Annotated in this window: 24 protein-coding genes; 21 read left to right on the top strand and 3 right to left on the bottom strand. The window is 59.7% G+C overall.

What is annotated here, in order from left to right; all coding sequences use genetic code 11:
* The first annotated feature begins 31 nt into the window (after nucleotides 1-31).
* The 14 genes from CKW22_RS14970 to CKW22_RS27855 all read left to right on the top strand — a co-directional run bounded on the left by CKW22_RS14970 (nucleotide 32) and on the right by CKW22_RS27855 (nucleotide 15,173).
* Complete coding sequence (locus CKW22_RS14970; RefSeq protein ID WP_095064313.1) at nucleotides 32-616, top strand: hypothetical protein; 585 nt, start codon at nucleotides 32-34, stop codon at nucleotides 614-616.
* The gene (locus CKW22_RS14965) at nucleotides 616-1,221 is read left to right on the top strand and encodes a hypothetical protein (protein WP_095064312.1); all 606 of its coding nucleotides are present in this window, start codon (nucleotides 616-618) and stop codon (nucleotides 1,219-1,221) included. The genes CKW22_RS14970 and CKW22_RS14965 overlap by 1 nt, the downstream gene beginning before the upstream one ends.
* Before the next feature lie 2 nt (nucleotides 1,222-1,223).
* Nucleotides 1,224-1,622, top strand: a complete 399-nt coding sequence (locus tag CKW22_RS14960; protein ID WP_095064311.1) for a hypothetical protein — start codon at nucleotides 1,224-1,226, stop codon at nucleotides 1,620-1,622.
* Entirely contained in the window at nucleotides 1,619-9,406 is a 7,788-nt protein-coding gene (locus tag CKW22_RS14955; RefSeq protein WP_095064310.1) for a DUF1983 domain-containing protein, read from the top strand. The genes CKW22_RS14960 and CKW22_RS14955 overlap by 4 nt, the downstream gene beginning before the upstream one ends.
* Nucleotides 9,406-10,455, top strand: coding sequence for a hypothetical protein (locus tag CKW22_RS14950; protein WP_095064309.1), 1,050 nt, complete (start codon nucleotides 9,406-9,408; stop codon nucleotides 10,453-10,455). The genes CKW22_RS14955 and CKW22_RS14950 overlap by 1 nt, the downstream gene beginning before the upstream one ends.
* Before the next feature lie 11 nt (nucleotides 10,456-10,466).
* A complete protein-coding gene (locus CKW22_RS27860) occupies nucleotides 10,467-10,991 on the top strand; it encodes a hypothetical protein (RefSeq protein WP_256577298.1) in 525 nt (174 codons plus the stop codon).
* The gene (locus CKW22_RS14940) at nucleotides 10,991-11,596 is read left to right on the top strand and encodes a tail fiber assembly protein (protein WP_095064308.1); all 606 of its coding nucleotides are present in this window, start codon (nucleotides 10,991-10,993) and stop codon (nucleotides 11,594-11,596) included. Before CKW22_RS27860 ends, CKW22_RS14940 begins: the two co-directional genes overlap by 1 nt.
* Before the next feature lie 60 nt (nucleotides 11,597-11,656).
* Nucleotides 11,657-11,869 carry a hypothetical protein gene (locus CKW22_RS14935; RefSeq protein WP_095064307.1) on the top strand — a complete coding sequence of 71 codons (213 nt, stop codon included), beginning with the start codon at nucleotides 11,657-11,659 and terminating at the stop codon, nucleotides 11,867-11,869.
* Between the two features lie 70 nt (nucleotides 11,870-11,939).
* Complete coding sequence (locus tag CKW22_RS14930) at nucleotides 11,940-12,674, top strand: SGNH/GDSL hydrolase family protein (protein ID WP_160015185.1); 735 nt, start codon at nucleotides 11,940-11,942, stop codon at nucleotides 12,672-12,674.
* A gap of 61 nt (nucleotides 12,675-12,735) precedes the next feature.
* Nucleotides 12,736-13,182 carry a structural protein P5 gene (locus tag CKW22_RS14925; protein WP_095064305.1) on the top strand — a complete coding sequence of 149 codons (447 nt, stop codon included), beginning with the start codon at nucleotides 12,736-12,738 and terminating at the stop codon, nucleotides 13,180-13,182.
* A complete protein-coding gene (locus tag CKW22_RS14920; RefSeq protein ID WP_095064304.1) occupies nucleotides 13,179-13,700 on the top strand; it encodes a DUF2514 domain-containing protein in 522 nt (173 codons plus the stop codon). Before CKW22_RS14925 ends, CKW22_RS14920 begins: the two co-directional genes overlap by 4 nt.
* Nucleotides 13,701-13,867: 167 nt before the next feature.
* Entirely contained in the window at nucleotides 13,868-14,662 is a 795-nt protein-coding gene (locus CKW22_RS14915; RefSeq protein ID WP_095064303.1) for a DNA adenine methylase, read from the top strand.
* Between the two features lie 78 nt (nucleotides 14,663-14,740).
* The gene (locus CKW22_RS14910; protein WP_033698135.1) at nucleotides 14,741-14,953 is read left to right on the top strand and encodes a hypothetical protein; all 213 of its coding nucleotides are present in this window, start codon (nucleotides 14,741-14,743) and stop codon (nucleotides 14,951-14,953) included.
* Nucleotides 14,954-14,966: 13 nt separating this feature from the next.
* Nucleotides 14,967-15,173 (top strand): hypothetical protein, encoded by a 207-nt coding sequence (locus CKW22_RS27855; RefSeq protein ID WP_095064302.1) that lies wholly within the window; start codon nucleotides 14,967-14,969, stop codon nucleotides 15,171-15,173.
* Here the strand turns inward: CKW22_RS27855 and CKW22_RS14900 are convergent.
* Nucleotides 15,136-15,855, bottom strand: a complete 720-nt coding sequence (locus CKW22_RS14900; protein WP_095064301.1) for an SOS response-associated peptidase family protein — start codon at nucleotides 15,853-15,855, stop codon at nucleotides 15,136-15,138. The genes CKW22_RS27855 and CKW22_RS14900 overlap by 38 nt on opposite strands.
* Before the next feature lie 103 nt (nucleotides 15,856-15,958).
* Between CKW22_RS14900 and CKW22_RS14895 the strand changes: the two genes are divergently transcribed.
* The 5 genes from CKW22_RS14895 to CKW22_RS14875 all read left to right on the top strand — a co-directional run bounded on the left by CKW22_RS14895 (nucleotide 15,959) and on the right by CKW22_RS14875 (nucleotide 20,005).
* Nucleotides 15,959-16,387 carry a LexA family transcriptional regulator gene (locus CKW22_RS14895; RefSeq protein WP_095064300.1) on the top strand — a complete coding sequence of 143 codons (429 nt, stop codon included), beginning with the start codon at nucleotides 15,959-15,961 and terminating at the stop codon, nucleotides 16,385-16,387.
* Nucleotides 16,377-17,651 carry a Y-family DNA polymerase gene (locus CKW22_RS14890; RefSeq protein WP_095064299.1) on the top strand — a complete coding sequence of 425 codons (1,275 nt, stop codon included), beginning with the start codon at nucleotides 16,377-16,379 and terminating at the stop codon, nucleotides 17,649-17,651. Before CKW22_RS14895 ends, CKW22_RS14890 begins: the two co-directional genes overlap by 11 nt.
* The gene (locus CKW22_RS14885) at nucleotides 17,645-17,854 is read left to right on the top strand and encodes a hypothetical protein (protein WP_095064298.1); all 210 of its coding nucleotides are present in this window, start codon (nucleotides 17,645-17,647) and stop codon (nucleotides 17,852-17,854) included. The genes CKW22_RS14890 and CKW22_RS14885 overlap by 7 nt, the downstream gene beginning before the upstream one ends.
* A 111-nt stretch (nucleotides 17,855-17,965) precedes the next feature.
* Complete coding sequence (locus CKW22_RS27850; RefSeq protein ID WP_256577297.1) at nucleotides 17,966-18,595, top strand: hypothetical protein; 630 nt, start codon at nucleotides 17,966-17,968, stop codon at nucleotides 18,593-18,595.
* 684 nt (nucleotides 18,596-19,279) lie between these two features.
* Entirely contained in the window at nucleotides 19,280-20,005 is a 726-nt protein-coding gene (locus tag CKW22_RS14875; RefSeq protein WP_143500740.1) for a hypothetical protein, read from the top strand.
* 423 nt (nucleotides 20,006-20,428) lie between these two features.
* Here the strand turns inward: CKW22_RS14875 and CKW22_RS14870 are convergent, their stop codons facing one another.
* Nucleotides 20,429-20,608 (bottom strand): hypothetical protein, encoded by a 180-nt coding sequence (locus CKW22_RS14870; protein WP_033696799.1) that lies wholly within the window; start codon nucleotides 20,606-20,608, stop codon nucleotides 20,429-20,431.
* Nucleotides 20,609-20,816: 208 nt separating this feature from the next.
* Nucleotides 20,817-21,002 (bottom strand): hypothetical protein, encoded by a 186-nt coding sequence (locus CKW22_RS14865; RefSeq protein ID WP_033696800.1) that lies wholly within the window; start codon nucleotides 21,000-21,002, stop codon nucleotides 20,817-20,819.
* A gap of 399 nt (nucleotides 21,003-21,401) precedes the next feature.
* Here CKW22_RS14865 and CKW22_RS14860 point away from each other — a divergent pair, with 399 nt between their 5' ends.
* Both CKW22_RS14860 and CKW22_RS14855 read left to right on the top strand, forming a co-directional pair.
* Nucleotides 21,402-21,755: an SH3 domain-containing protein gene (locus CKW22_RS14860; RefSeq protein WP_095064296.1), complete on the top strand. Its 354-nt coding sequence runs from the start codon at nucleotides 21,402-21,404 to the stop codon at nucleotides 21,753-21,755.
* Nucleotides 21,756-22,180: 425 nt separating this feature from the next.
* Nucleotides 22,181-22,375 carry a hypothetical protein gene (locus CKW22_RS14855; RefSeq protein WP_033696802.1) on the top strand — a complete coding sequence of 65 codons (195 nt, stop codon included), beginning with the start codon at nucleotides 22,181-22,183 and terminating at the stop codon, nucleotides 22,373-22,375.
* Nucleotides 22,376-22,487: the final 112 nt, after the last annotated feature.

Below are 22,487 nucleotides of genomic sequence, written 5' to 3'. Positions count from 1 at the left end.
CTTCGGCGGGCTTTCTTTTTGGAGTGACCCAATGGCGGAGGAATGGCCCGAGGACCTGGAGCCCACTGAGGTCACCTGGGGCGTCGTCTACAACAACCGGGGGTTCACTTCCTCGCTGTCGAATGCCCAGCAGATCGTGGCTCAGCCTGGATCCTACTGGAAGTGCACCATGACCTTTGGCTTCCTGTACGAAGAGGATGAACGCCAGCTGACATCGCTGCTTGGCCGCCTGCACGGCATGTTTGGCACGGTGCACATCCCGTATCTCACCCGGACGCGCACAGACAATATCGGCGCGCCAGCGGTGGCTGTGGCCATTGCTCAGGCCAGCGTCATGCAGCTGCAGGGCATGCTGGCCAGCCGACGAGTGTTCAGTAGGGGCGACCTCATCACCATCAAAGGCGAGATGTTTGAGGTGGTCGAGAACGCATTTTCTGACGCCGCTGGCAAGGCGCTGATCAGCGTGAACAAGCGGATTCGCAAGGTGATCCCGGCCGGCAGTGCGGTTGAGTACAAGAACCCCTACTGCGAGATGCGCCGCATGGACGACACCAACGAATGGACCACCCAGCCGGTGGTCTCGAACTCGACCCTGCAATTTCGAGAGGCATTCTGATGGCCACCGGTGTTTTCCCATTCAGCCAGACAGTTGTCGACATCATCGCCAAGGGCAACTTCATGGCGGTCTACGCCTGCCAGTTGGACTTCCCCGACGGGATGGTCTTTGCGCACACCGGGACCGGCGACCTGGTGATCGACGGCATCACCTATCAGGGCGTCGGCAGCTTCGGCGCGGTCGGGCAGTCGCAGGAGAGCAGCAACTCGGGATCGCCCATGTCGGTGGACCTTACGCTCAACGGCCTAGACGCCCAGATCATCACCGAGACTTCGCTTAAGGGATGCAGGGGGCGCAACGGCAAGTTGATGTTCGTCGTGTTCGACCAGGACGGCACCTATGGCGCTGACATTCTGTTCAGTGGGCGCATGGATGCCGCCAAGTTCTCCTACGCGGGCAACGGCGAGGAGGGCAACAGCATCACCGTGCCTCTGATCGACCGCATGGCCGAGTGGAACCGAACCGGTACCGAGCGCTGGACCGACGAGAACCACCGCGCGCGCCGGCAGGACGACCGCTTCTTCTTCGCGATCGCCCAGATCGCCGACTGGCCCATCTATTGGGGCGCTTCCAAGGATGCGCCGAAATTCACCTACGAGAAGTGACCATGCGAAAGCGCGATTGGACGACACAGCTTGCCAACACGATCAAGGCCGCCATCGAGCGGCCTTTTTCATGGGGCGAATTTGACTGCTGCCTGTTTGCCGCCGACTGCGCCCTGGCGGTGTGTGGCGTCGATCCTGCCGAGGCCTACCGGGACCGCTACGCATCCGAAGCTGGCGCCAAGCGCCTGCTGAGGAAGCTGCACGGCTCACTGGAGGGCGCCTGGGACGCCTGCTTTGCCCGCATCCAGCCTGGCCTGATCCAGCGGGGCGACATAGCCCTGTACGACGGCCCCAATGGCCGAGGCGTTGCGGTGTTCTGGGCAGATGAATTCTGGTCGGTTTCCCCTGACGGGGTGTGCCGTATCGAGTGTGAGCCGTTGACGGTGTGGAGAGTTGAATGAGTTCTGCAGTCAGTAAAGTTGCCCAGATCGCCGTCGGGGCGGTGATTGGCTTCGTACAGGGTGGCCCGTTGGGCGCCCTGGCGGGTGCTGCGCTGGCGTTCTACGTCGCCTCGCAGCAGGACCAGCTTGATACCGGCTCACTCCGCACGGGTGAACCGTCCAGCCAGACCCTGCGCTCGTCCAAGGCGGCCGCTCGCTATGTGCTGGGGCGCGTGAGCACCGGCGGCGTTTTGGCCTGGGGCCAGGAGCAGGCCGGCGATCAGACCGACGGCGAATGGCTGCACATGGTCTATGTGCTGTCGGAGGGGGAGATCGATGCCCTGGAGGAGATCTTCCTGGGCGAGGAGCAGATCCAGACCTATGGCGAGTTCGCGTCCTACGAACTGGTCACCAACCCGGGCCAGGTGAATGCGTTCCTGAAAGCCAACAGCCCGGACTGGCGCGACACGCAGATCGGCCGTGGCCTGTCCTTCGTGCGGGTGTCGTTCAAGTACAGCGCGGAGAAGTACCCGTCCGGCATCCCGGATGTGCGCTTCGTGCTCCGCGGGCGCCGGGATATCTACGATCCCCGCACCCGCACCACTGGCTACAGCGAAAACACCGCGCTGCACATCCTCTGGTTCCTGCGTAATCGCTGCGGCGTGCCGGATGATGAGATCGTGTTCCCGAGCTTTGCCAGCAGTGCAAGCGTGTGCGACGAGATGCTGGCCAACGCAGACGGCAGCAGCTCGGCGCGGTACCGTTCCGGCTGCGTCATCGGCGCGGACGAGTCGCGCACCCAGGTGATGCAGAAGCTGGAGTCGGCATGCGGCGGCAAGCTGATCCGTGTCGGTGGCCGGTGGATGCTGCAGGTCGGTGCCTACTACGGCCCGTATGACTTCGAGATCACCGAGGACATGGTGATCGGCACTGTCACCGGCAGCACTGAGCCGTCCAATGACTCGGCGATCAATACTGTGCGCGGTACCTTCGTGGACCCGGCGCAGGCGTGGGCCGAGACTGATTATCCTGAGGTGTCGGTCAACGAGTGGGTGGTTGCCGACGGCGGTGAAGCGGCAGAAACCCTGTCGTTCTCCTACGTCAGCAATCCCTACCAGGCCCAGCGCCTGGCCAACATCGAGCTGCGCCGTCGGCGCGCAGGCGGCACCTTGTCGATCCCCATGAACTTCATGGGCTACAACTGCCGTCCAGGCCGTTCGGTGAAGGTCAACCTGCCGTCGCTGAACATCATTGGCGAGTTCATTGTCACCGACTGGTCGATGAGCGCCGACAGCGGCTGCAGTGTCTCAGTTGCGCAGAACGAACCGGCCATCTTCGACGACGCCGTGGGCCAGCCCTACAACCCGATTGGCTTCATCAGCCTGCCAACGGGTGGCCTGGGCAGCCCCACCGGTGTCACCTGGTCGACCGAAGATAATGCCGAGGTCGTCCAAGGCACCCTGGCATGGGTCGCGCCTTATGGCGTGGTCACCGCATATGCCATCACGGTGCGCCAGGGCACGGCAGCAGTGCAGGCGCAGCAGGTGCCGGCGACGACGCTCAAACTGCCCCTGTCTGGGCTGCCATCTGGCAACTACACCATGAGCGTGGCCGCCCTGGGGCCGCTGACCCGCTCGGGCGAAGCCAGCATCACCGTCAACATCGATGGCCCACCGGTGCCGGAAGCGTGCGTGGTACAGGCCACTATCGACACGATCACGCTTTATCCGAGCAACCCGCAGCACGGCTTGAACGGCGGCACCTACGAGTACTTCTACTCGAGCAACCCACAGGCCACCCAGGGTGAATACCTGGGCCAGGGCCTGACGCTGAGCCATACCGGCCTGGCCTTCGCCACCAATTACGCCTACTTCATCCGCGCCAAGAACGCCTATGGCGTTAGCGCCTTCCTGAAGGTGGTGGCGTCCACGTCGACTGACGTGAAGACCATGCTTGATGCGCTCAAGGACAAGGTCGAGGCGGGGCAGCTTGCGCCGGCGCTGCGCCAGGAGGTTTCGCTGATCTCCGGCCCGCCGACCCAGGCGGGGTCTGTCGCCCAACGTCTTGCCGCTGAAGCGGCGGCCCGCGGCCAGGCCATAGCAGCTGAGGCAACCGCTCGTGGCCAGGCCATTGCGGCAGAGACGAAAGCTCGAACCCAGGCCATCTCGGCTGAGGTCGTGGACCGCAACAAGGCGATTGCCGTCGAAACCCAAGCGCGCACCCAGGCGATTGGCGACGAAGCCACAGCCCGCGCACAGGGCCTGCTGTCTGAAGCCCAGGCTCGCGGCGCGGCGATCACCAGTGAGGCGCAGACTCGGCAGTCGGCCGACAACGCATTGGGTCAGCGCATCGATACAGTCACCGCATCGACTGGCAACAACGCCTCGGCCATTCAGACCGAGATCAGTGCTCGCACCAATGCGGACAATGCGCTCGGCCAACGCATCGACACCGTGGCGGCCAGCACTGCGTCGAACTCGGTCGCGATCGGCAACGAGACCACGGCACGGACCAATGCTGACTCGGCCCTGGCCTCCCAGATCGCCACGCTGCGCGCCGAATCCGGAGGGTTTGACTCGACGTTGAACTACGGTTTTGCCTCCACCACTGAGGGCTGGTCTGGTACTCGCTGCACGCTGGTGGTTGAAAACGGCCGCTTGATCGTCACGAACGACGGCGCTGGCGCGTACCTCAACGCTCCGGTTGTCTCGATCAAAGGTCGGGATCACGACCGTATCCGTTGCCGGATCACCCGGCGCGCGGGGAGCGGCTGGACTGGCCAGGTGTCCTACGCCACGGCCGGGCACGGCTCGTCGACCGCGTACAACAAGATCATCCCGAACCCTGGTCTGGCAGTCGGGCAGACCATGGTGCTCGAGTGGGACATGTCGCAGCTCACCAATGGTGGCAGCGACTGGTCGGACAGTACGATCACCAGGTTCTACCTGTGGATCAGCGGCACCGCAGGGGATGTTTTCGAGATCGACTGGATTGCCGTCGGCCAGATCGCGCCGTCGGCCTCGGTGTCTTCGGTCGTGGATGAGCGTACCGCGCGGATCAGTGGGGATGAGGCGAACGCCTCGGCTGTTACCGCGCTGGGCAGCAGCCTGACCACTACCAACCAGAACGTCACCGCCGCCCAGCAGGCCGCCCAGGACGCGGCCACGCTGGCGGGTGGCAAAGGCAAGGTGCTGGTGCAGGCGACTGCCCCGGTCGCTTCCGACCGTCTTCCGCAGAACCTCTGGATCGACACCACCGGCAATGCCAACACCCCAAAACGGTGGAACGGCACTGCCTGGATGGCTGTGACGGACAAGGTGGCCACCGACGCCGCGGCGGCCGCTCAGTCGGCATTGTCGCAGCTGGCCGGCAAGGCCGACGCTTCGGCACTGCAGGCGCTCAGCACGACCGTCAGCAACCAGGGCAACACGCTGTCGAGCCAGGGCAGCAGCATCACAGAGCTCAACAACAGCCTGCAGACCACCAACGGCAACGTTGCCACGGCTCAGCAGGCGGCGCAGGCAGCGGCCAGTCTGGCCGGTAGCAAGGGCAAGGTGCTGTATCAGTCGGCGGCGCCGGCGGTTGTCGACCGCCAGGCCGAGAACCTGTGGATTGATACCACCGGTGCAGCCAATACGCCCAAACGCTGGAACGGCAGCGCCTGGGTGGCCGTCACCGATAAGGTGGCGACTGATGCAGCTGCAGCCGCAGCCAGTGCGCTGGCGCAGGTGGCGAATAAGGCCGATGCTTCTGCGCTCCAGGCACTGAACTCCACCGTGTCCAGCCAGGGCACCACCCTGACCAGTCAAGGCGCCGCGCTGACCCAGCTCAAGGCCTCGATTGGTCAGCAGCCCGACAACCTGATCCTGCGGGGCAGCTTCGAGGATGGCCTAGTCGATCCCTGGACCGCCGACCCGGTGATCACCAACATCTCGGCGCACCCGTCGGCGGGCAAAGGCATCGCGTTCTACAACAACAGCTTTTGCGGTGTGGGCTTGAATGTCCTGACCAGGGGTGGCGAGCAATTCGACCTTTCTGCGGACATCTGGCCGAATTACATGACGGTGGGGCAGACCACCCGGCTGCAGATGCAGTTCTATGACAAGGCCAACGTCAACCTGGGCTACTTCACCGCGTTCGCGGTACCGGCGGCGAGTACGGGGTTCAAAACGAACACCGGTCGCATCACTGCGCCAGACGGTGCGGTCTCGGCCCGATTTGTGACCCGCACCGAGCCAGCGGACGGTACCGGGCGTTCGCTGTGGTGCAACATCATCGCTCGTCGAGTCACGGCGGCCGATACGGCCAACGCTGATGCGGTGTCCAACCTCACCAGCACGGTCACCCAGCAGGGCGCCACACTGACCAGTCAGAGCCAGGCCCTGACCGAGCTGAACAGCAACTTGGTGATCACCACCGGTAACGCTGCTGCGGCACAGCAGGCCGCCGATGCTGCCAACGCCCTTGTAGGAGGAAAGGGAAAGGTCATCATCCAGGCGGCGGCACCGGCGACAGCGGATCGACTTCCACAGAACCTGTGGATCGACACAACAGGGAACGCCAATACGCCTAAGCGCTGGACCGGGTCCGCCTGGGTCGCGGTGACCGACAAGGCTGCAACGGACGCGGCAGCCGCCGCAGCCGATGCCCTGGCGCTTGCTCAGACCAAGGCAGACGCGTCGGCCCTGCAGACGCTGAGCACCACCGTGTCGAATCAGGGCAGCACCTTGACCAGCCAGGGCGCGAGCATCACCCAGGTGAACAATGGCCTTCAGACCACGAACGGCAACGTGACGACCGCGCAGCAGGCCGCCCAGGCGGCGTCTGATAAAGCTGGTGCCAAGGGCGAGGTCATCTATGGCACCGCTGCGCCGGCGGCTGATAAGCGCCTGGCGCAAAACCTCTGGATCGACACCACAGGAGGTGCAAACACCCCCAAACGCTGGACGGGCTCGGCCTGGGTAGCGGTGACTGATAAGGCGGCAACAGATGCAGCGGCAGCGGCAGCCAGCGCCTTGGCGCAGGTGGCCACGAAAGCCGATGCCTCCGCGCTGCAGACACTGAGTAACACCGTCACCAATCAGGGCAATACGCTGACCAGCCAGGGCAACGCGCTCACCGGTTTGCAGGCTTCGATCGGCAATCTGGCTGGCAACGGCGCCAACCTGCTCGACAGTGAGTACAGCTGGTTGGCGTCCACCACATTGCCGGTGACCGGCGGCGCCTTGTTGACCAAGACGGGTGTGTCCGTGCCCGAAGCCGATTCCGGTTTCGGCTACTCCCTACGTGCTGATACCGATAGCCTGTTCTCTTACATCGTCATGGCCCCGGCCAACAACCAGGCCAGCTACAACATCCGTGTTGAGCCCGGGGTTTACCTGGTGTCGATGTATGTGAAGGGCGGCACGGCCGGATCGGTGATGGCCAACCTGTACGACGGTGTAACCTCTCGATCGGTAACCCTGCCGTACACCACGGAACGCACGCGCATTACGTTCCCGATCACCATCACGGTGAGCACCAAGGTCGGCCTGCTGATCTACCCGAACCGCCACGCCGCGGCCAGCGCCTCGATGGTGGTGGACTCGATCATGGTCGAGAAGCGGGTGGGCGAGAGCGACGTCCCTTCGCCGTTCGTGGCAGGGCCGTCGGCGCGTGCAACTGGCGCGCTGGCGGCGGCCAACCAGGCGCTGGATGTTCGAGTAACGCAGACCGAGAGCGGGTTGTCCTCGGCCAGCAGCTCGATTACCAGCCTGGGCAACAGCCTGGCGGCCACCAACCAGAGCGTCACTGCGGCGCAGCAGGCAGCGCAGTCTGCGTCGAACCTGGCCGGCAGCAAGGGCAAAGTGATCGTGCAAGCGGCGGCGCCTGATGTGGCCGACCGCCTGGCCCAGAACCTCTGGATCGATACGACCGGCAACGCGAATACGCCGAAACGCTGGAGCGGCAGTACCTGGGTGGCGGTCAGTGACAAGGCGGCCACGGATGCTGCAGCGGCAGCGGCCAACGCCCTGGCGGTTGCTCAAACCAAGGCGGATGCCTCGGCGTTGCAGGCGCTCAGCACCACGGTGACGAACCAGGGCAACACCTTGTCGAGTCAGGGCAGCAGCATCACCAACCTGACCAACGGCCTGCAAACCACGAATGGCAACGTCAGCACCGCCCAACAGGCGGCACAGGCGGCTGCTGATCTGGCGGGCAGCAAGGGCAAGGTGCTGTACCAGACGGCCACCCCGATTGTTGCTGATCGGCAAGCTGAGAACCTGTGGATCGACATCACCGGTAATGCCAACACGCCAAAACGGTGGAATGGCAGCGCCTGGGCGGCTGTGACAGACAAGGTGGCTACCGATGCCGCCGCGGCAGCGCAGTCAGCACTGACGCAAGTAGCGTCCAAAGCTGATGCATCTGCCTTGCAGTCGCTCAGCAACACGGTGGCCAGTCAAGGTACGACGCTGACTAGCCAAGGCACAGCGCTCACCCAGCTGAAAGCTTCCATTAGCCAGCAGCCGGATAACCTGGTGCTGCGCGGCACGTTCGAAGATGGTCTGATCGACCCGTGGACAGGGAGCCCAGGGATCGCTGGGCTGTCGGTGCACCCATCGGCCAGCAAGGGCATCGCCTTCTATGCGAACAGCTTCTGCGGGCTGGCTGCAAACGTGAGCGTTGCGGGTGGCGATCAGTTCGACCTGTCTGCTGACGTATACCGGGCCTACATGACCGCCGGTCAAACCGGCAACTTGCAGATGCAGTTCTTCGATAAGGCAGGGGCCAACCTTGGCTATTTGAACGGCTTCACCTTCTCAGCGGGCGGAGGGTTTCAAACCTTCACGGGTCGGGTCACGGCGCCGGCAGCAGCAGTGACGGCGCGCTTCGTCAGCCGGATCCAGCCAGCGGACGGAAGTGGCCGGTCGGTTTGGTGCAACATCGTGGCTCGTCGGGTGACCGCAGCGGATGCGGCGAATGCGGATGCCATCAGTAGTCTGAGCAGTACGGTGACCCAGCAGGGCACCACGCTGACCAGCCAAGGCCAATCCCTGCTCAGCCTGACCAACCGAGTCACTGGTGCCGAAGGCGTGAACAGCGCCCAGGCATCGGCCATCAGCCAGATGGACACGACGGTCAAGCAGCAGGGCTCCGCGATCACTGCGGCAGCCACGCGCCTGGACGGGCTGTATGTTCAGGTGAACCCGGAAATGGAAGGCGATAGCACCGGCCTAGCCGGCGCAACGGGCGGCCTAGTGGGTGTCTGGACCGAGCAATCGGCCCGGATCGAGGACGGCATTGCCATAGGACGGCAGGTCGAAACCGTCCAGGCGCAGATGGGGCAGACCAATGCTTCGGTGCAGCAGGTGAGTGAAGTGGTTGCAGGTGTCGATGGCAAGGTGTCTGCCATGTCTTCCTGGAAGACCGAGACCAATGCCAACGGCAAGAAGGTGGCCACCGGCATCATTCAAGGAAGTGATGGGGCGGTTGGCGAGATCCTGCTGTCGGCTGACCGCGTGGCGATCATCAACGGGTTGAATGGGCCAGAGGCGAGCTTGTTCGTGTTCCAGGATGGCCAGCTGTTCTTGAACTCGGCATTGATCAACCAGGCATTCATTCAGAACCTGATCGTGGGCATGACGCTTCGGTCTCAGGCGGTTAACGCCCAAGGCTTGCCGCTGATAGAGATCAATCTGGCGTCCGGTTCATTCACCGTGCGCGGACAGGATGCTGCCGGATCAACGCTTCTGAACAACGGCGGCTTGTATGTGTACGACGTGAACGGTGTTGAGCGTGTAGCGGTGGGGAGATTGACCTGATGGCCACTATCTACGGACTGCGGACAAAGGATGCGTCCGCCAGGATTACGCTCGACACCGGAAGCACGCCGATTCGCTCGCTGAAGATGCTCCAGGTGACGTGCGACGGTAGCTTCGAGCAGACCTTTTCGGTACCTGAGATCAAGAGCGATTCCTTTGTGGTGGTGGATCGGCTGGCACCGGTGACCGACCCTGCCAGTAACTGGTCACCCCAGGCCTGGTACTCCCCGGGCCAGCTCACGATAAGGCGCGGCTTCAACCAAACGTGGCAAGTGTTGGTGTTGTCGAGTGGTGGCGCTCCTTTTTTGGCCTCGGGCCAATACGGGATCCGCTCAGTAAACAACGCTTTCCAGTCACAGATTGATTCGGTGAACCGCGTCCTGAATGTGATGTATCAGGGTTCGTTCACTTTCCCTTCGTGGGCCAACCGGGATCAGCCATTCCTCAATGGGTATGATTTTCCGACGCCCATCACGACGTACGAGCGACCGCTGGTGTTCGTGAATGGCCCGGGGCACTTGATGCTCTCGAACTTCTATGTGCAGGGGCAGCCAGGCAACTGGACGGGTTGGCGAGTCGCCAAGTACATGCACCCTGATTTCGGGCCCGTATGGCTGGAGGCGATGCAAGTGGATTGGTTCGTGGGTAGCTACTCGGCCAGTCCGCTGCCTGTGGGAGCGTATGGCTCTAAAGTAAGCGATGCGTCGGGGGTGGACATATTCACATCCACGAATAACGTTGTTCGATTGAACAGTCAGCCGACAACTACATCATTTGTTGTAGCAGGAAGTCCAATCGTTGGCATTGGTTACTATGCGGCTAGTTGTCAAATGCCTTGGACCAACAATGTGGGCGACTACTTTTTAGCTAATGCACTCCTGTCACCAACGTATGTGCCTGCCGGGACTACTACTCCCTGGCTGCCTACCATTGCGGGTTTTCTCAATGGTAGGCGGGATATGCTGCAGGCTTATACCGAGAACTACAGCGGCATTAACCCAGTTGATCCAAATGGCCGGACTTTGTTCGCCGCCCGACCAACTCTTTAGCAAGGAATACTATGGCCAAGCAAACAATCAATCTCGGCACCGCGCCCACCGGCGCGGGAGGGGACGACCGACGGAGCGCGTGGGTGAAGGCGATTGCAAACTTCGATGAGCTGTATAGTTTAATCGCTACGGCATACCTCAAGTCCAATGTACTCGGAACCGTCAGTCAAACTGCAGGTGTGCCAACGGGTGCACTTTTGCAGAAGGGGTCGAACTCTAACGGTGATTTCATTCGCTTTGCCGACGGTACGCAAGTCTGTTGGGGAGTCATCACCTTACCCAAACAGGCGTTGAGCTCCCAGGCCACAGCTAGGGCGACAATGCCGGCTGCTTTTGTCTCTTCGCCTAAAGTGCTTGCTTCCGCTTTGACCTCAGTAGGGGTTAGCGGCAACCAATCCGCGATTGGTGAGCAGGCCTACAACGGTGTGTGGTGGAGTGCGACGACAACGCTCGTAGGGGCAGACTCTTGGTCATATCGCCAGGCTACGACTTCTGATATGCAGTACCAATATTTCGCCATTGGCAGGTGGTTCTAATGCGAATCAAGCTCAGCCCATTTGTGCCGGTTTCCCCGTCTGCATTGACGGTCTACAAGCAAGGCGACAGCCTGATTATCAATGGATTGACCCTGGATTTCTCGCGATTGCCCGACGGCGCCACGCTGCCTAATGAGGCAACCCGGTGCCCTTGGATAATTGCTCCGATCGAACGCTTCGGTGGCGACTTGTTGATTGTCCTGCAATTGCCTATCCCAATCGACGCTACCCAAGAGGCCTGTTTTCCGCACGACATTGTTTCGCCGGCTGATGGCCAGATCGCACTGCCGATCCCAGAGGCCGACCGGCCTGTACCGGTCCAGGGTTATGCCACTATCGATTGGAGCCAGTTGGTGACAACCGAGGACAAATCCCTGGCGGCGAGCCAGCAAGAGCGAAGTTCTGCTATCGCTAAGATAGCCCAGCAGAGGGCGCTGGCGGATACGGCCATCGCGCCGCTGCAGGATGCGGTGGATTTGGACGACGCCACCTTTGGGGAAATCAACGCCTTGAAAGCCTGGAAGCGTTATCGTGTGTCGCTCAATCGTCTAATTGGCCAACCCGGTTTCCCCGAAACGATCGACTGGCCGGATCTGCCGGTCTGACTCAACGTTACAATCAATCCAACCGCCACTAGGCGGTATTTTTTTGTTTGGAGAAAACTCATGCCCTATATCGTCATCAACACCAGCAACAACTTTGACCCTATCCATCAAAGTGAGTATGTCACCGAGCAGGAGGCAGACGCCGCAGCACGCAATCTGCTGGAGGAGCAGCCAACTGCGCTCGTGAGAACTGCACAGGTCCTCAAACGTTACTCAGCTACGGTGACCGTTACCGCAGCTGATGCTGGCGAGCAGCCTTCCACTGTTGCTTAGCATGATCAGAGTCTGGCCATTGCAGCCAGGAACGCGTGTATATTGCGCGCATCGAAAAAAGGAGTTGATGATGCGCGCCGCTGTGTTTATTGCATCACTGGGTTTGAGCTTTGCCTGCTTCGCTGGGCCTAAGTCACAGTTGGATGACCATATCGCATGTCCAGCGCCGGAGCCGGGGCAATACCGCATCCTGTTCATTGGGGACAGCATCACCCGGCACTCTGTCAACGAGGGGACAATTCGTGACCTTGGGTGGGATCACGTTTCCGGCATGGCTGCAACCAGCGACCAGATGGACTTTGCCGGCGTAGTATCTCGCTTGATCCAACAGGATCGAGGCCAACCAGTTGTCCGTTGTTATCATACCTATGGGGGCGGCGGGAGCATTGCCGAGCGCATTCAGGGCTTTGGGAACGTTGCGGATACGAGACCAGACCTGGTTGTGATCCAGCTTGGGGAGCACGACGACGCTGAGGCTGATGTCTACCAGTTTCGCTTTGACTACGGCCGCCTTCTGGACATGGCCAAAGGGATGAGCAGCCATCCAAAGGTTGTCGCGGTCGGCCCCTGGTATCCATCAGCGCTGGAGTCGAACGGAATCTACCCTCCCGACCAAGTCAAAATCGACCATGAAATGCGCTCAATCGCAGCCTTGAAGCGGATCCCCTTCAGGTCAGTCTCTGACATTGCGGCGATCCTCGGGACACAGGGCCTCGGCACATCCGCCGGCGTTATGTGGCATCCGAATGACTATGGTCACTCGCTGTACGCGCAGAAGATATTCGAAATGTACAAGCAGAACTGACCCTAATAACGAATTCACAAAGCCCGCCCAGTGCGGGCTTTTTTGTATCTGGAGAAAATCTATGACCACACCACGTGGAGTCCGCAACAAGAACCCTGGCAACATCGATTACAACCCGCGCAATGTCTGGCAGGGCCAGCTCGGCCTGGAAGAGGGAGTCGCCAAGCCGCGCTTCGCCCGATTTGACCATCCCGAAAACGGCATTCGTGCCCTGGGCAAGCTGCTGATCAACTACCGCGGCAAGGACGGGATGCCCGGCGTGGGCGGGAAGGGCATCGACACCGTGCTCGAAACCGTCAACCGCTGGGCGCCGAGCAGCGAGAACGACACCCAGGCCTACGCTGCGGCTGTGGCCAAGCGCCTGGGCGTTCGGGCCGCTGACCCGATCGACATCAAAGATCCGGCCACGCTGCGCGGGATGGTGCTCGGCATCATCATTCACGAGAACGGAGGCAACCCGTACCCGTCGATGATCATTGATGAGGGTATTCGGCGGGCTTTGTCATGAGTGCTTGGCCTGCTACTGCTGCCACGGTACTTGTGCTTCTGGCGTCCCATTGGGGTGCGTACCAGCACGGCATCTCGGTAGAGCGGGCAAAGGGCGCTCAGGTATCAGCGCAACGGGACAGCGGCGACCGCTTGGCCGAGGTCATCGGCGAACGATCGGCGCGCCAGGAAGAACACCGGAGCGCAGACGCGCAGCAAGAGGCGAGGATAAAAGCGTATGAAGAAAGAACGATTGCTGATGCTGGCGCTGCTGGCGCCGATGCTGCTGGCCAGCGGCTGCGCGACGAAGGTGCCAAGCTCGCTGCCACCGTCAGTTGCCCCGCCACGAATACCGCCGCTATCGGCCGAGGCCAGGCAGCCACCCGCGCCGCCATGGTGCTTTCCGACCTGCTCGACCGGTCTGTCGCTACGAATCGAGAGCTGGCGCAGGCTTATGACCGAGCCAGGATCGCCGGTGAGCAGTGCTCCCGGGAGCACGATGCCTTGATCGCAAAACGGGTATCAGGAAGCGCCCGCTAATAATTCGAAGGCTTCATGCAAAGAGAGCGGCCACCGGGGATGCGTCAACATCCCTGCTGACCGCCGAACCCGCAGACCATACCTGCAAGCCCAGCCAAGGCTCCCGCTCTGTGCACAAAGCACGGCGAGCCTAGCACCTGTTCATCCATACAGTAAAGGTTTGCAAATTGACTAACCCAATCATCCCCTGGATGGGCGGCAAGCGCCGCCTGGCCGACCGCTTGATCCCGCTGTTCCCCGCCCATGAGTGCTACGTCGAAGTCTTCGCCGGCGGCGCCGCCCTCTACTTCATGCGACCACAACCTGCCCAGGTGGAGGTCTTGAATGATCTCAACGGCGATCTGGTCAACCTGTATAGGGTGGTGCAGAACCACTTGGAGGAATTTGTCCGACAGTTCAAATGGGCACTTTCGTCTCGGCAGATCTTCGAGTGGCAAAAGATGGCGAGACCGGAGACGTTGACCGATATCCAGCGCGCGGCGCGGTTCTTTTATCTGCAGCAGCACGCCTTCGGCGGGAAGGTTACTGGGCAAACGTTCGGCACCGCCACCACCGGCCCTGCTATCAACCTGCTGCGCATTGAGGAGAACCTTTCCGCGGCCTGGCAACGGCTGGCCGGTACATACGTCGAGAATCTGTCATGGCTCGACTGCGCGCAGCGCTACGATCGAGCGCACACCTTCTTCTACATGGACCCGCCTTACTGGCAGACCGCAGGCTACGGGGTCGACTTCACTTTCGAGCAATATGAGCGCATGGCCGAGTTCATGCGCACTTGCAAAGGCAAGGTGATGGTGAGCATCAACGACCATCCCGACATTCGAGCGGCTTTTGACGGGTTCCACTTCGAGCGGTTGGATATCCGGTATACCACCGCGAACCAGAGGCATGGCCAGGCCGATGTGACCGGTGAGCTGGTAATCATGAATTGGGAGCCGTCTCAACTCGGTCAACTTTTCTGACATGCAGGGATCTTTGCCTGCTGTAGCTGCTTGGGTCGTCTTACCCTATGCTTCATCAATTAACTGATTGGAGTGACTGTGGCTAAGCGATCTTTCATTGGGATTGTTGAGGCCGGTGAGGCGCTGATTAAGAAGGCAATTGATGCCATGAGGGAGCTCCGAGCCGCTGAGGCTGCTAACGCGTCTGCTGAAGAGGTGGAGCGGTTGCGCCTTATCGCGGACTCCCTCTACCAGGCGGTCATCGATTTTCAACTGATCGAGGCCAAACAGGCGCCTGATACCATCCATTGAAAGGGGCTCTGTAATGTCAAATGTTCCGCCGTTACTGTTCCCAGATCATTCGATGTACACCGATGCAGTCGAAGCATTGAAGCGTTATCACCAGGCTCAGGCCGATGGCGCGTCACCCCTGGAGATCGAGCGACTGCGCATGATCGCAGAATCGCAATTCCAAGCGGTTAGCGAATACCAGCTTAAAGCTCTAGGTCGCCCTGGCGGTTCTCCTCACTGACAGGTTCGATTAGCTCTGGTCCCTGGTTACCGACCTTGCCGACTGCTTTTCCTACCGGGAACCAGCGAAAATCATGAGCGGGTCGGCATCCTGCTTCGACAATCTCCTCCGCGCGCTCACTCGTTGTACCGGGGTCCATCCATTCCCTAGCAGTCTCAGGGGACAGCACCAGGGGCTTTCTGTCGTGGATGTCGACCAGGCCTTGGTCGGCTGCTGCAGTAATGATCACAAACCCATCGCGCTCGTCCGGCTCCAGGCTGTGGTGCACCTCTGCCAGCGCCGCAAAGAAGAGCGGGCCGCCGTCGGCGCTGGTGATGTAGTAAGGCTGCTTTCGCTTTGGTTCCGTTGGATCAGCGATCCACTCAAACCAACCATTTGCAGGCGCAAGAGCTCTGCCATTCGGCCAAAGGCCCTTGAAGAACTTCCCCGTCACCACCGTCTCGGCTCGAGCATTGATCGGATCGGGGCGCTTTCCCTTCGCCCAGAATGGCGACCATCCCCACTTAACGCGGTCCACGCTCAATCGATCCCCAACCTGGCGAACGATTTCCACGCGAGTGGACGGCGCTACGTTGTATCGGTTGATCGGCTCATGGTCGTAGCCGTTGATCGCTATCAGGTCCAGCGATAGCTGGCGCAGGTAGTAATCCATCGACTCGTAGATCGAGTACCGTCCGCACATTTTCCCACCTCTCGCCCGTCAGAAATTTCGCTGCCCAGGATTGACCGGGCACCCGATGCCAGATTTACTGTATATGCATACAGTTTGCATTGGACCTTCCATCATGACGATCACATTCTTGGGTACGCCAACCGGCGGTACCGAACCGTTACCGCTGTATTCGTTTCACGTTCCGGCCGGCTTCCCATCCCCTGCAGCGGACCACCTGGAAGGCCATATTTCCCTTGATGAGCTATTCGACCTCCGCGCACCCCATGTGTATCTGGTGAAAGTGGAGGGCGACAGCATGCAAGGGGCGGGGATTTACTCCGGCGACATCGTCATCGTAGATCGCGGCCGTGAGGCCGAACATGGCGATATTGTCATTGCCGCAGTAAACAGCGAGCCGGTCTGCAAGCGTTTGCATCGTCGCGACGACGTAGTGATTCTGAAATCGGAGAATCCAGCGTACCCGCCGCGGTACATCATGGAAGGCGATGAGCTCGTCGTCTGGGGCGTTGTGCGTTACAGCGTTCGCGACCATGCGCAGTGACCAGGTCTTCGCGCTGATCGATTGCAACTCGTTCTATGCGAGCTGCGAGCGGGTGTTTCGGCCTGACCTGGCGAAGGTCCCGATAGTGGTGCTGAGCAACAACGACGGCTGCGTGATTGCCAGGTCCTACGACGCGAAGCCATTCGTGAAAATGGGCGAGCCGTACTTCCAGGCAAAGGATAAGTTGCGCCGACACGGCATCATGGCTTTCAGCAGCAACTATGCCTTGTACGGCGACATGAGCGAGCGCGTTATGACGCTAATCGAGTCGATGGTGCCTGCCACGGAGGTCTACAGCATCGATGAATGCTTCGCCGATCTGTCAGGCATTCAAGAAAACCTGACGCAATTCGGGCGAAGAGTTCGCTCACGGATATTGCAGTGCACCGGCATTCCGGTGGGTGTGGGCATCGCCAGCACAAAGACGCTCGCTAAGCTGGCCAATCACACCGCCAAGCGGCTGCAGGCGCAGACAGGTGGCGTGGTCGATATTACCGATCCGTTCAAGCGCGATTGGGTGCTGCGCAACACAGAGGTGAAAGAGGTATGGGGTGTTGGCCGGCGGATGACCGCCCACCTCGAGGCGATGGGCATCCACACGGCTATGGATCTGGCCAAGGCTGATGCCTGGACGCTGCGGCAAAAATTCAGTGTGGTGGTGGAGAAGACTGCCCGCGAGCTGGCTGGCACCCCGTGCCTGGAACTGGACGAGGCCGAACCCCCAAAGCAGGAAATCTGCTGCAGCCGGATGTTCGGCATGCGGCTGACAGAGCTGGCGCCCATCAAGCAGGCAGTGGCCACTTACGTTGGCCGAGCAACGGAGAAACTCCGGGCCCAGGGCTCAGTGTGCAAGCGCATGCGCGTCAGCATTCGCACCGGCATGTTCAACCCGGACGAGGCGCACCACGCACAAGGGGCGCTGGTGGAACTGCCATACCCAACCTGCGACACGCTGCTGATGACCCGACTGGCCACCGATGCTGTTGCGCGAATCTTCCGGCCGGGTTTTCGGTACAGCAAGGCAGAGGTGCTGCTGATGGACCTGCGGCAACCAGGTGAGTTTTCAGAGGACTTGTTTGCGCTCAAGCAATCGGTGGCATGTGACCGACTGATGCAGGTGATGGATGACATCAACGAGCGCTGGGGGAGGGGGACAATGCGAGCCGCCAGCGTACCGGCGACACCGGACTGGGGAATGAGGAGGGAGATGATGAGCCAATCCTATACGACGCGAATCGATCAGCTGTGGACAGTCAAATGCTGAGCTTGCCAACGGCGTGGTTGGCGGAACTCAATGACCAGTCGGCGTTGGTGGCAGATCCTGATGGCCGGGCCGCGGTGCTTGCCGAACTCGCGATTTCTGCGCATCGACGCAGTGACGTTGACGCCGACCAGTTGGCCGACATGCTGGAGTTTGCCGAGTCGGCCAGGCTGTGGGCGTTGGTTGAGGATGAAGAGGCATCTTGAACAGCTCGGTGCGCCTTCCTTCTATCACTATGAGTTTCGTAACTAAGGTGAATCTATCGTGCATGGCATAGTAGCATCCCCGCGTTTTGACCAAAACGTGGGAGGGTAGGCATGGATGATCTTCTGAATAGGTCAGATGAGCTGCACGACGAAATTCTGAGGCTGCTTCACGGGGTTCCGGCGTATCCCGACATACGTCATGAAATCGCCTTAGTAGCATGTGGCATGGCGCTGGAGCACGCTTTGAGCCTTCGGTTGTTGGTGAGCGCTGGGTACTACACCTCAGCGTTGTCAATGCTGCGTTTGCAGTACGAAGCCCTGACTCGAAGCGTTTGGATCTTGTATGCGGCTACCGATCAGCAGGTCGGGACTTTAGGTTCTCCGCTGACGCTGGAGGCAGAACATGCAGCTAAGAAAATGCCGATGTTCACTGCCATGCTTAATCAGATAGTGGAGAAGGCTCCAGAGCAAGCTTCGAGCATGCTGCTCAATTTTAAAGAGGTGAATTACCAAGCGATGAACTCGTTTGTGCATAGCGGGCTTCACCCTTTGCGCCGTCATGCCGAAGGCTATCCTGCAGCGCTGGTTCAGGACGTGCTGAGGAATAGCAATGGTCTGAACATGATGACCCTACAGATGGGAGTGATTCTGTCGGGCGATCCACGTTTCAATGGCGCGATAAAGACAGTGCAGGACGAGTTTAATCAGATTCTTCCGAGCCTGGCTTCAACTCTTAACTGAATCATGGTCGAAGAATGGGACGTGCCATGGATCACATGATGGAGGTTAAAAATGACCATCCTGCTTGGAAAAGACCGCTTGGGTCGATAGCTGACAGGCAGTGACAGCCACTGGGTGATACCAATTGTGATACCACTGACTGGGGAATGAGGGGTGGTGGTGGGGCGTTAGACCCAATGAAATCAACCCTTTACCACCGCCAAATACCCCCAGGAAACTGCATGGTGATGTTGGCGGTAGACGTCAGCCGCGGCTCTTGGAGGGGGGGCGATCCGAAGTTGGGTCGAGCCAGTGCTGAGGTTGTCTTAGGCGCTTTGTACAGCGCTGCAGGCGGGCGAAAGGGGCCCAAAATCAGTTCCAAAACAGAAAGGGCGACCCTTGTAGAATGCGGGTTACAGCCCGGTAAATCTCGATTCGTTTCGGAACTGATATTTCCGCCTAGGCCGCGTGAGGTGGCAATTCTTGTATCGGATTGCAGATCCGGGTAAGCGGTGCTTGGGCGGCTAGTGCTTATTTTTTGCTGCGAGAGAGACGGCCTTTCACGCTCACGGACTGCTAAGGAGGCTCTGAATAAGCCCGCAGCTATCGGCATCCCCAATCAGTAGAGGGAGTGAGTCCTGCTGGTGATAAGCTTTGTCCGGCCGATACAGTCATCTGAAGATGGAATTCAATTAGGGATAAATGATGCTTGACAAGGATAGGTACGATTTAGTGTGCACGAGCGCAGATGATCTTGGCGACGAGCAGAGGCCGCGCCTGAAGAGCGTGGTAATCGATGGGCTCGGCGCATCAGTTGGCAAAATGTTTCCTGGCTTTGCCGCAGCCTTTCCTCGTACCGTCGCGGCTATCGAGCGTGAGTATGCGGAGCCGATAGTGCTGTTCAGGATGTTTGAGGGCACCTGGATGGCATCTCTGGCGGCTGAAGGGCGGAAGCTGAATCTGTTCTTCGATCTGGCGCCTCTTCCACTTGAAACAGAGGGACCTGAATTCGAGCGAAACTGCGCGATGCTACCGCCCCGATGGAAGGAGCTGTATCGCTATTTCTGGTCCTTTATGTTGACCGAACGCTCCTATTGGTCCATGGATTGGACCAACTCCCCTTTTTCCTACAGCGGACGTCTGACAATCGAGCGCTACCGAGTACTGCGCGGGGTGAAAAAGGCGCTGGTCAGGGATTTCGTCAAAAGCATCCAGGCGAGTTCTGTGCACTACCTGCGTTGCTGGCTGTTGACTGATGCGGGTGATGCCCTGTTTCTTGACGAAGGGAAGCGCGACGGAAAGGTTTATCACGTGAAGAACGGTGACTTGGCCGGTTACCGTTTGCTCGATGATCCGGAAAATGTCCTAGACAACTACCTGGCGCACTACGTGACGACGCAATCGCCAGAGGCTTTTGACTTCAGGGCGTAAAGGGGTTTGGAGTAGGTCGGCAGAAGGTCGGAGAAGGGCGAAAAATCGATTCCAAAACTGAAATGGCGACTCTTGCATTATGCGGCCTGTGGCCGTGCCGTTTCGTCTTTGTTTTGGAATTGATTTACCCGCTCGCGCCGCATGGATCGGGCGCTTATGCCACGGTCTTGAAAACCGTCGATGGGCAACTATCCTAGAGTTCGAATCTCTACGCTTCCGCCATATTCAAAGCCCTGATTATTCAGGGCTTTTTGCGTTTTTGGGCATGCAAAAATTGTCATCAAGTGCACCCAGTTGGCCGCTGACCGGTCTGCTATGAAGCGATGTTTTCCTAACTGGAATATTGATTCTCACTTCAAGGGGCGAAAGAAAGCCCGCGAAAGCGCCCCTGCTAAGGTGGAAAAACCAGAGGCAGCAGGCGAGTCAACGTTGGGCTTTTTGCTGCTGCATGCGCTGCAAACGCGAAACCGCGATCTGCACGGCCGCTGCCACGAGGCAGAGCAAGCCGATTTTCCAGCTGCCCTCAAGCCCGAAGTGCTCGGCTAGCTTGCCGGCGATGAGCACGCTAAAGAAAATGGCTGCAGGTAGGATCAATTTATTCATGGGCGCTTCCAACGGCGAACGGCATAAGGCGTACAGGGTACACAATTCGCGTCATGAGGCTTGGTCATCTTTGCCCGGCTGAACCTTTCACAGGGTTACTTTTGTGCCAGTTACCGAGAGCCTGCGGGGCAGGCGCAGGCGTGACCGACGCGCCCTTCGGCAATGTTCGTGAAGGGCGCGCACCCGCTGTACACGAAAATGCTTGGGCTCACTGCAATGTTGGCGGTCTGATCGTACCTTGCATATTGCTCAACACCGCCTCGATTCGCGCGATCTGTTGCGCAAGCTGATCCGCTTCCTTGTCATTGCCTTCCTGCCTGAGGCGGTCACGCGCCCGGCGCAGTGTCAGCAGGTTTTTCTGTAGTTTCAGGGCTGAGGAGTCGAACGGGTCCATGCTTTTCTCATGCGGTAGGCGTCCGTGCCGTTGTAGGAAAACTGGACCGTATCAGCTCGATTTTGCCGATGAAACTGATGTTTCGTACAGGGCCACGCTGCTGCCTAGAGTTGTCCTACGAACCACAGGATAAAATCCTACAAATCTTGAGTCTGTCCATTTCAAGAAGTGTGTTTCAGATGGCGCTCAATACCACGGATTGACGGGTATTGAAGCGAGTTCGATAGCGTCATCAGTTACAGTGATCTGTAGCAGGCGCGCCGTGAGCTTCGAAATCTTGTGTAGCAATTACAGGCCCTGAAGCGGGCCGCTGGCGAGGTTAATGGGCCGCGGCTTGAGCAAATGCATATCAGACAGCATCTGCTACGATCCCTGATTTCCCTGGCCAAGGAGAGGCGTATGCATTACATCGTGATCGAGTCCCACCGCAGCGAATACCCGCGCCCGCTTCGTTTCGTCAAGGGCACGCTGCTGGATATCGGCCCGCGTTATGAGGGGGAGCCGGGTTGGCAGGACTGGTACCTGTGTTCGTGCACCGGCCAGGAACCGGGCTGGGTGCCGGCCCAGCTCATCGAGCCGATCAGCGTGGGGCGGGGCAGGGCGCTTGATGACTACTCGGCCCATGAACTGGACGCCGACCCGGGGCAGTTGGTGCAGATACTTCGCCCGCTCAATGGCTGGATATGGTGCCGGCGCCAAGGCGATGGCGAGCTGGGCTGGTTGCCAGCAGAGAAGCTCAAGCAACTGACCTGATTCAACTTGTTTCGACGAATGTGGCGCACCTGCGGTGTATCTGATCTGCTTTTTTTCTGCAAACCTGAATCTGTAACCGTATCAGGCCAAGTAAGACAATATGCCCATCCCCGCATCACACTGTAGAGGTTCCGATGGGCAAGCTGACGCTGTTCCTGGGTGGTTTTCTGCTACTGACCATTCTGATAGGTCTTTTAGGCACCATCCCGCCAAGCTGATATTCACCACACTTCCCCCTCTGCGGCCCGTCTGATTCGCCAGATGGGCCCGCACGTGCGCGCCCTTCGCCAACCCCGCTCGATCGCTATCGCTTGACCAGCGGTAGCTGCAAGTCATTCTCAAGTGCAAATGGCTCGTGTAGTCTCCCGCCGCCGTCATACGGCCCGCATGGACGGGCCGGTCTTTTGCCTTGGAGTCGAACATACATGGAATGCAAGAAAGGCACTTCAGCCATGCTGGAGTGGCGTTGCCGTTTTCTCGCTGAAGGCTCCCTCGACGAGGAGGGCTACGATGAGGCGCTACGCAGTGCCGGCGTGCTGGAACAGTCGGGAGTGATCAGCACCCTCGAATGGATCAAACTGGTCAAGCTGGCCAATTCGGCGTTGCTGCATGTGCGATAAGTCGTTCTTTGCGCTGGGAAATCTGTCCACAAAAAACGTGGGTAGGTCTGTGGATAAAATGCTGTAAGCCAAGCCGGAAGCGGGCTCTGTTAAATTGAGCAGAATTTGAACA

Source organism: Pseudomonas sp. Irchel s3f19, assembly GCF_900187555.1.
GTDB lineage: Bacteria > Pseudomonadota > Gammaproteobacteria > Pseudomonadales > Pseudomonadaceae > Aquipseudomonas > Aquipseudomonas capeferrum.
Note: the sequence above shows the minus strand (reverse complement) of the source record. Positions and strands in the feature narration are given on the sequence as shown.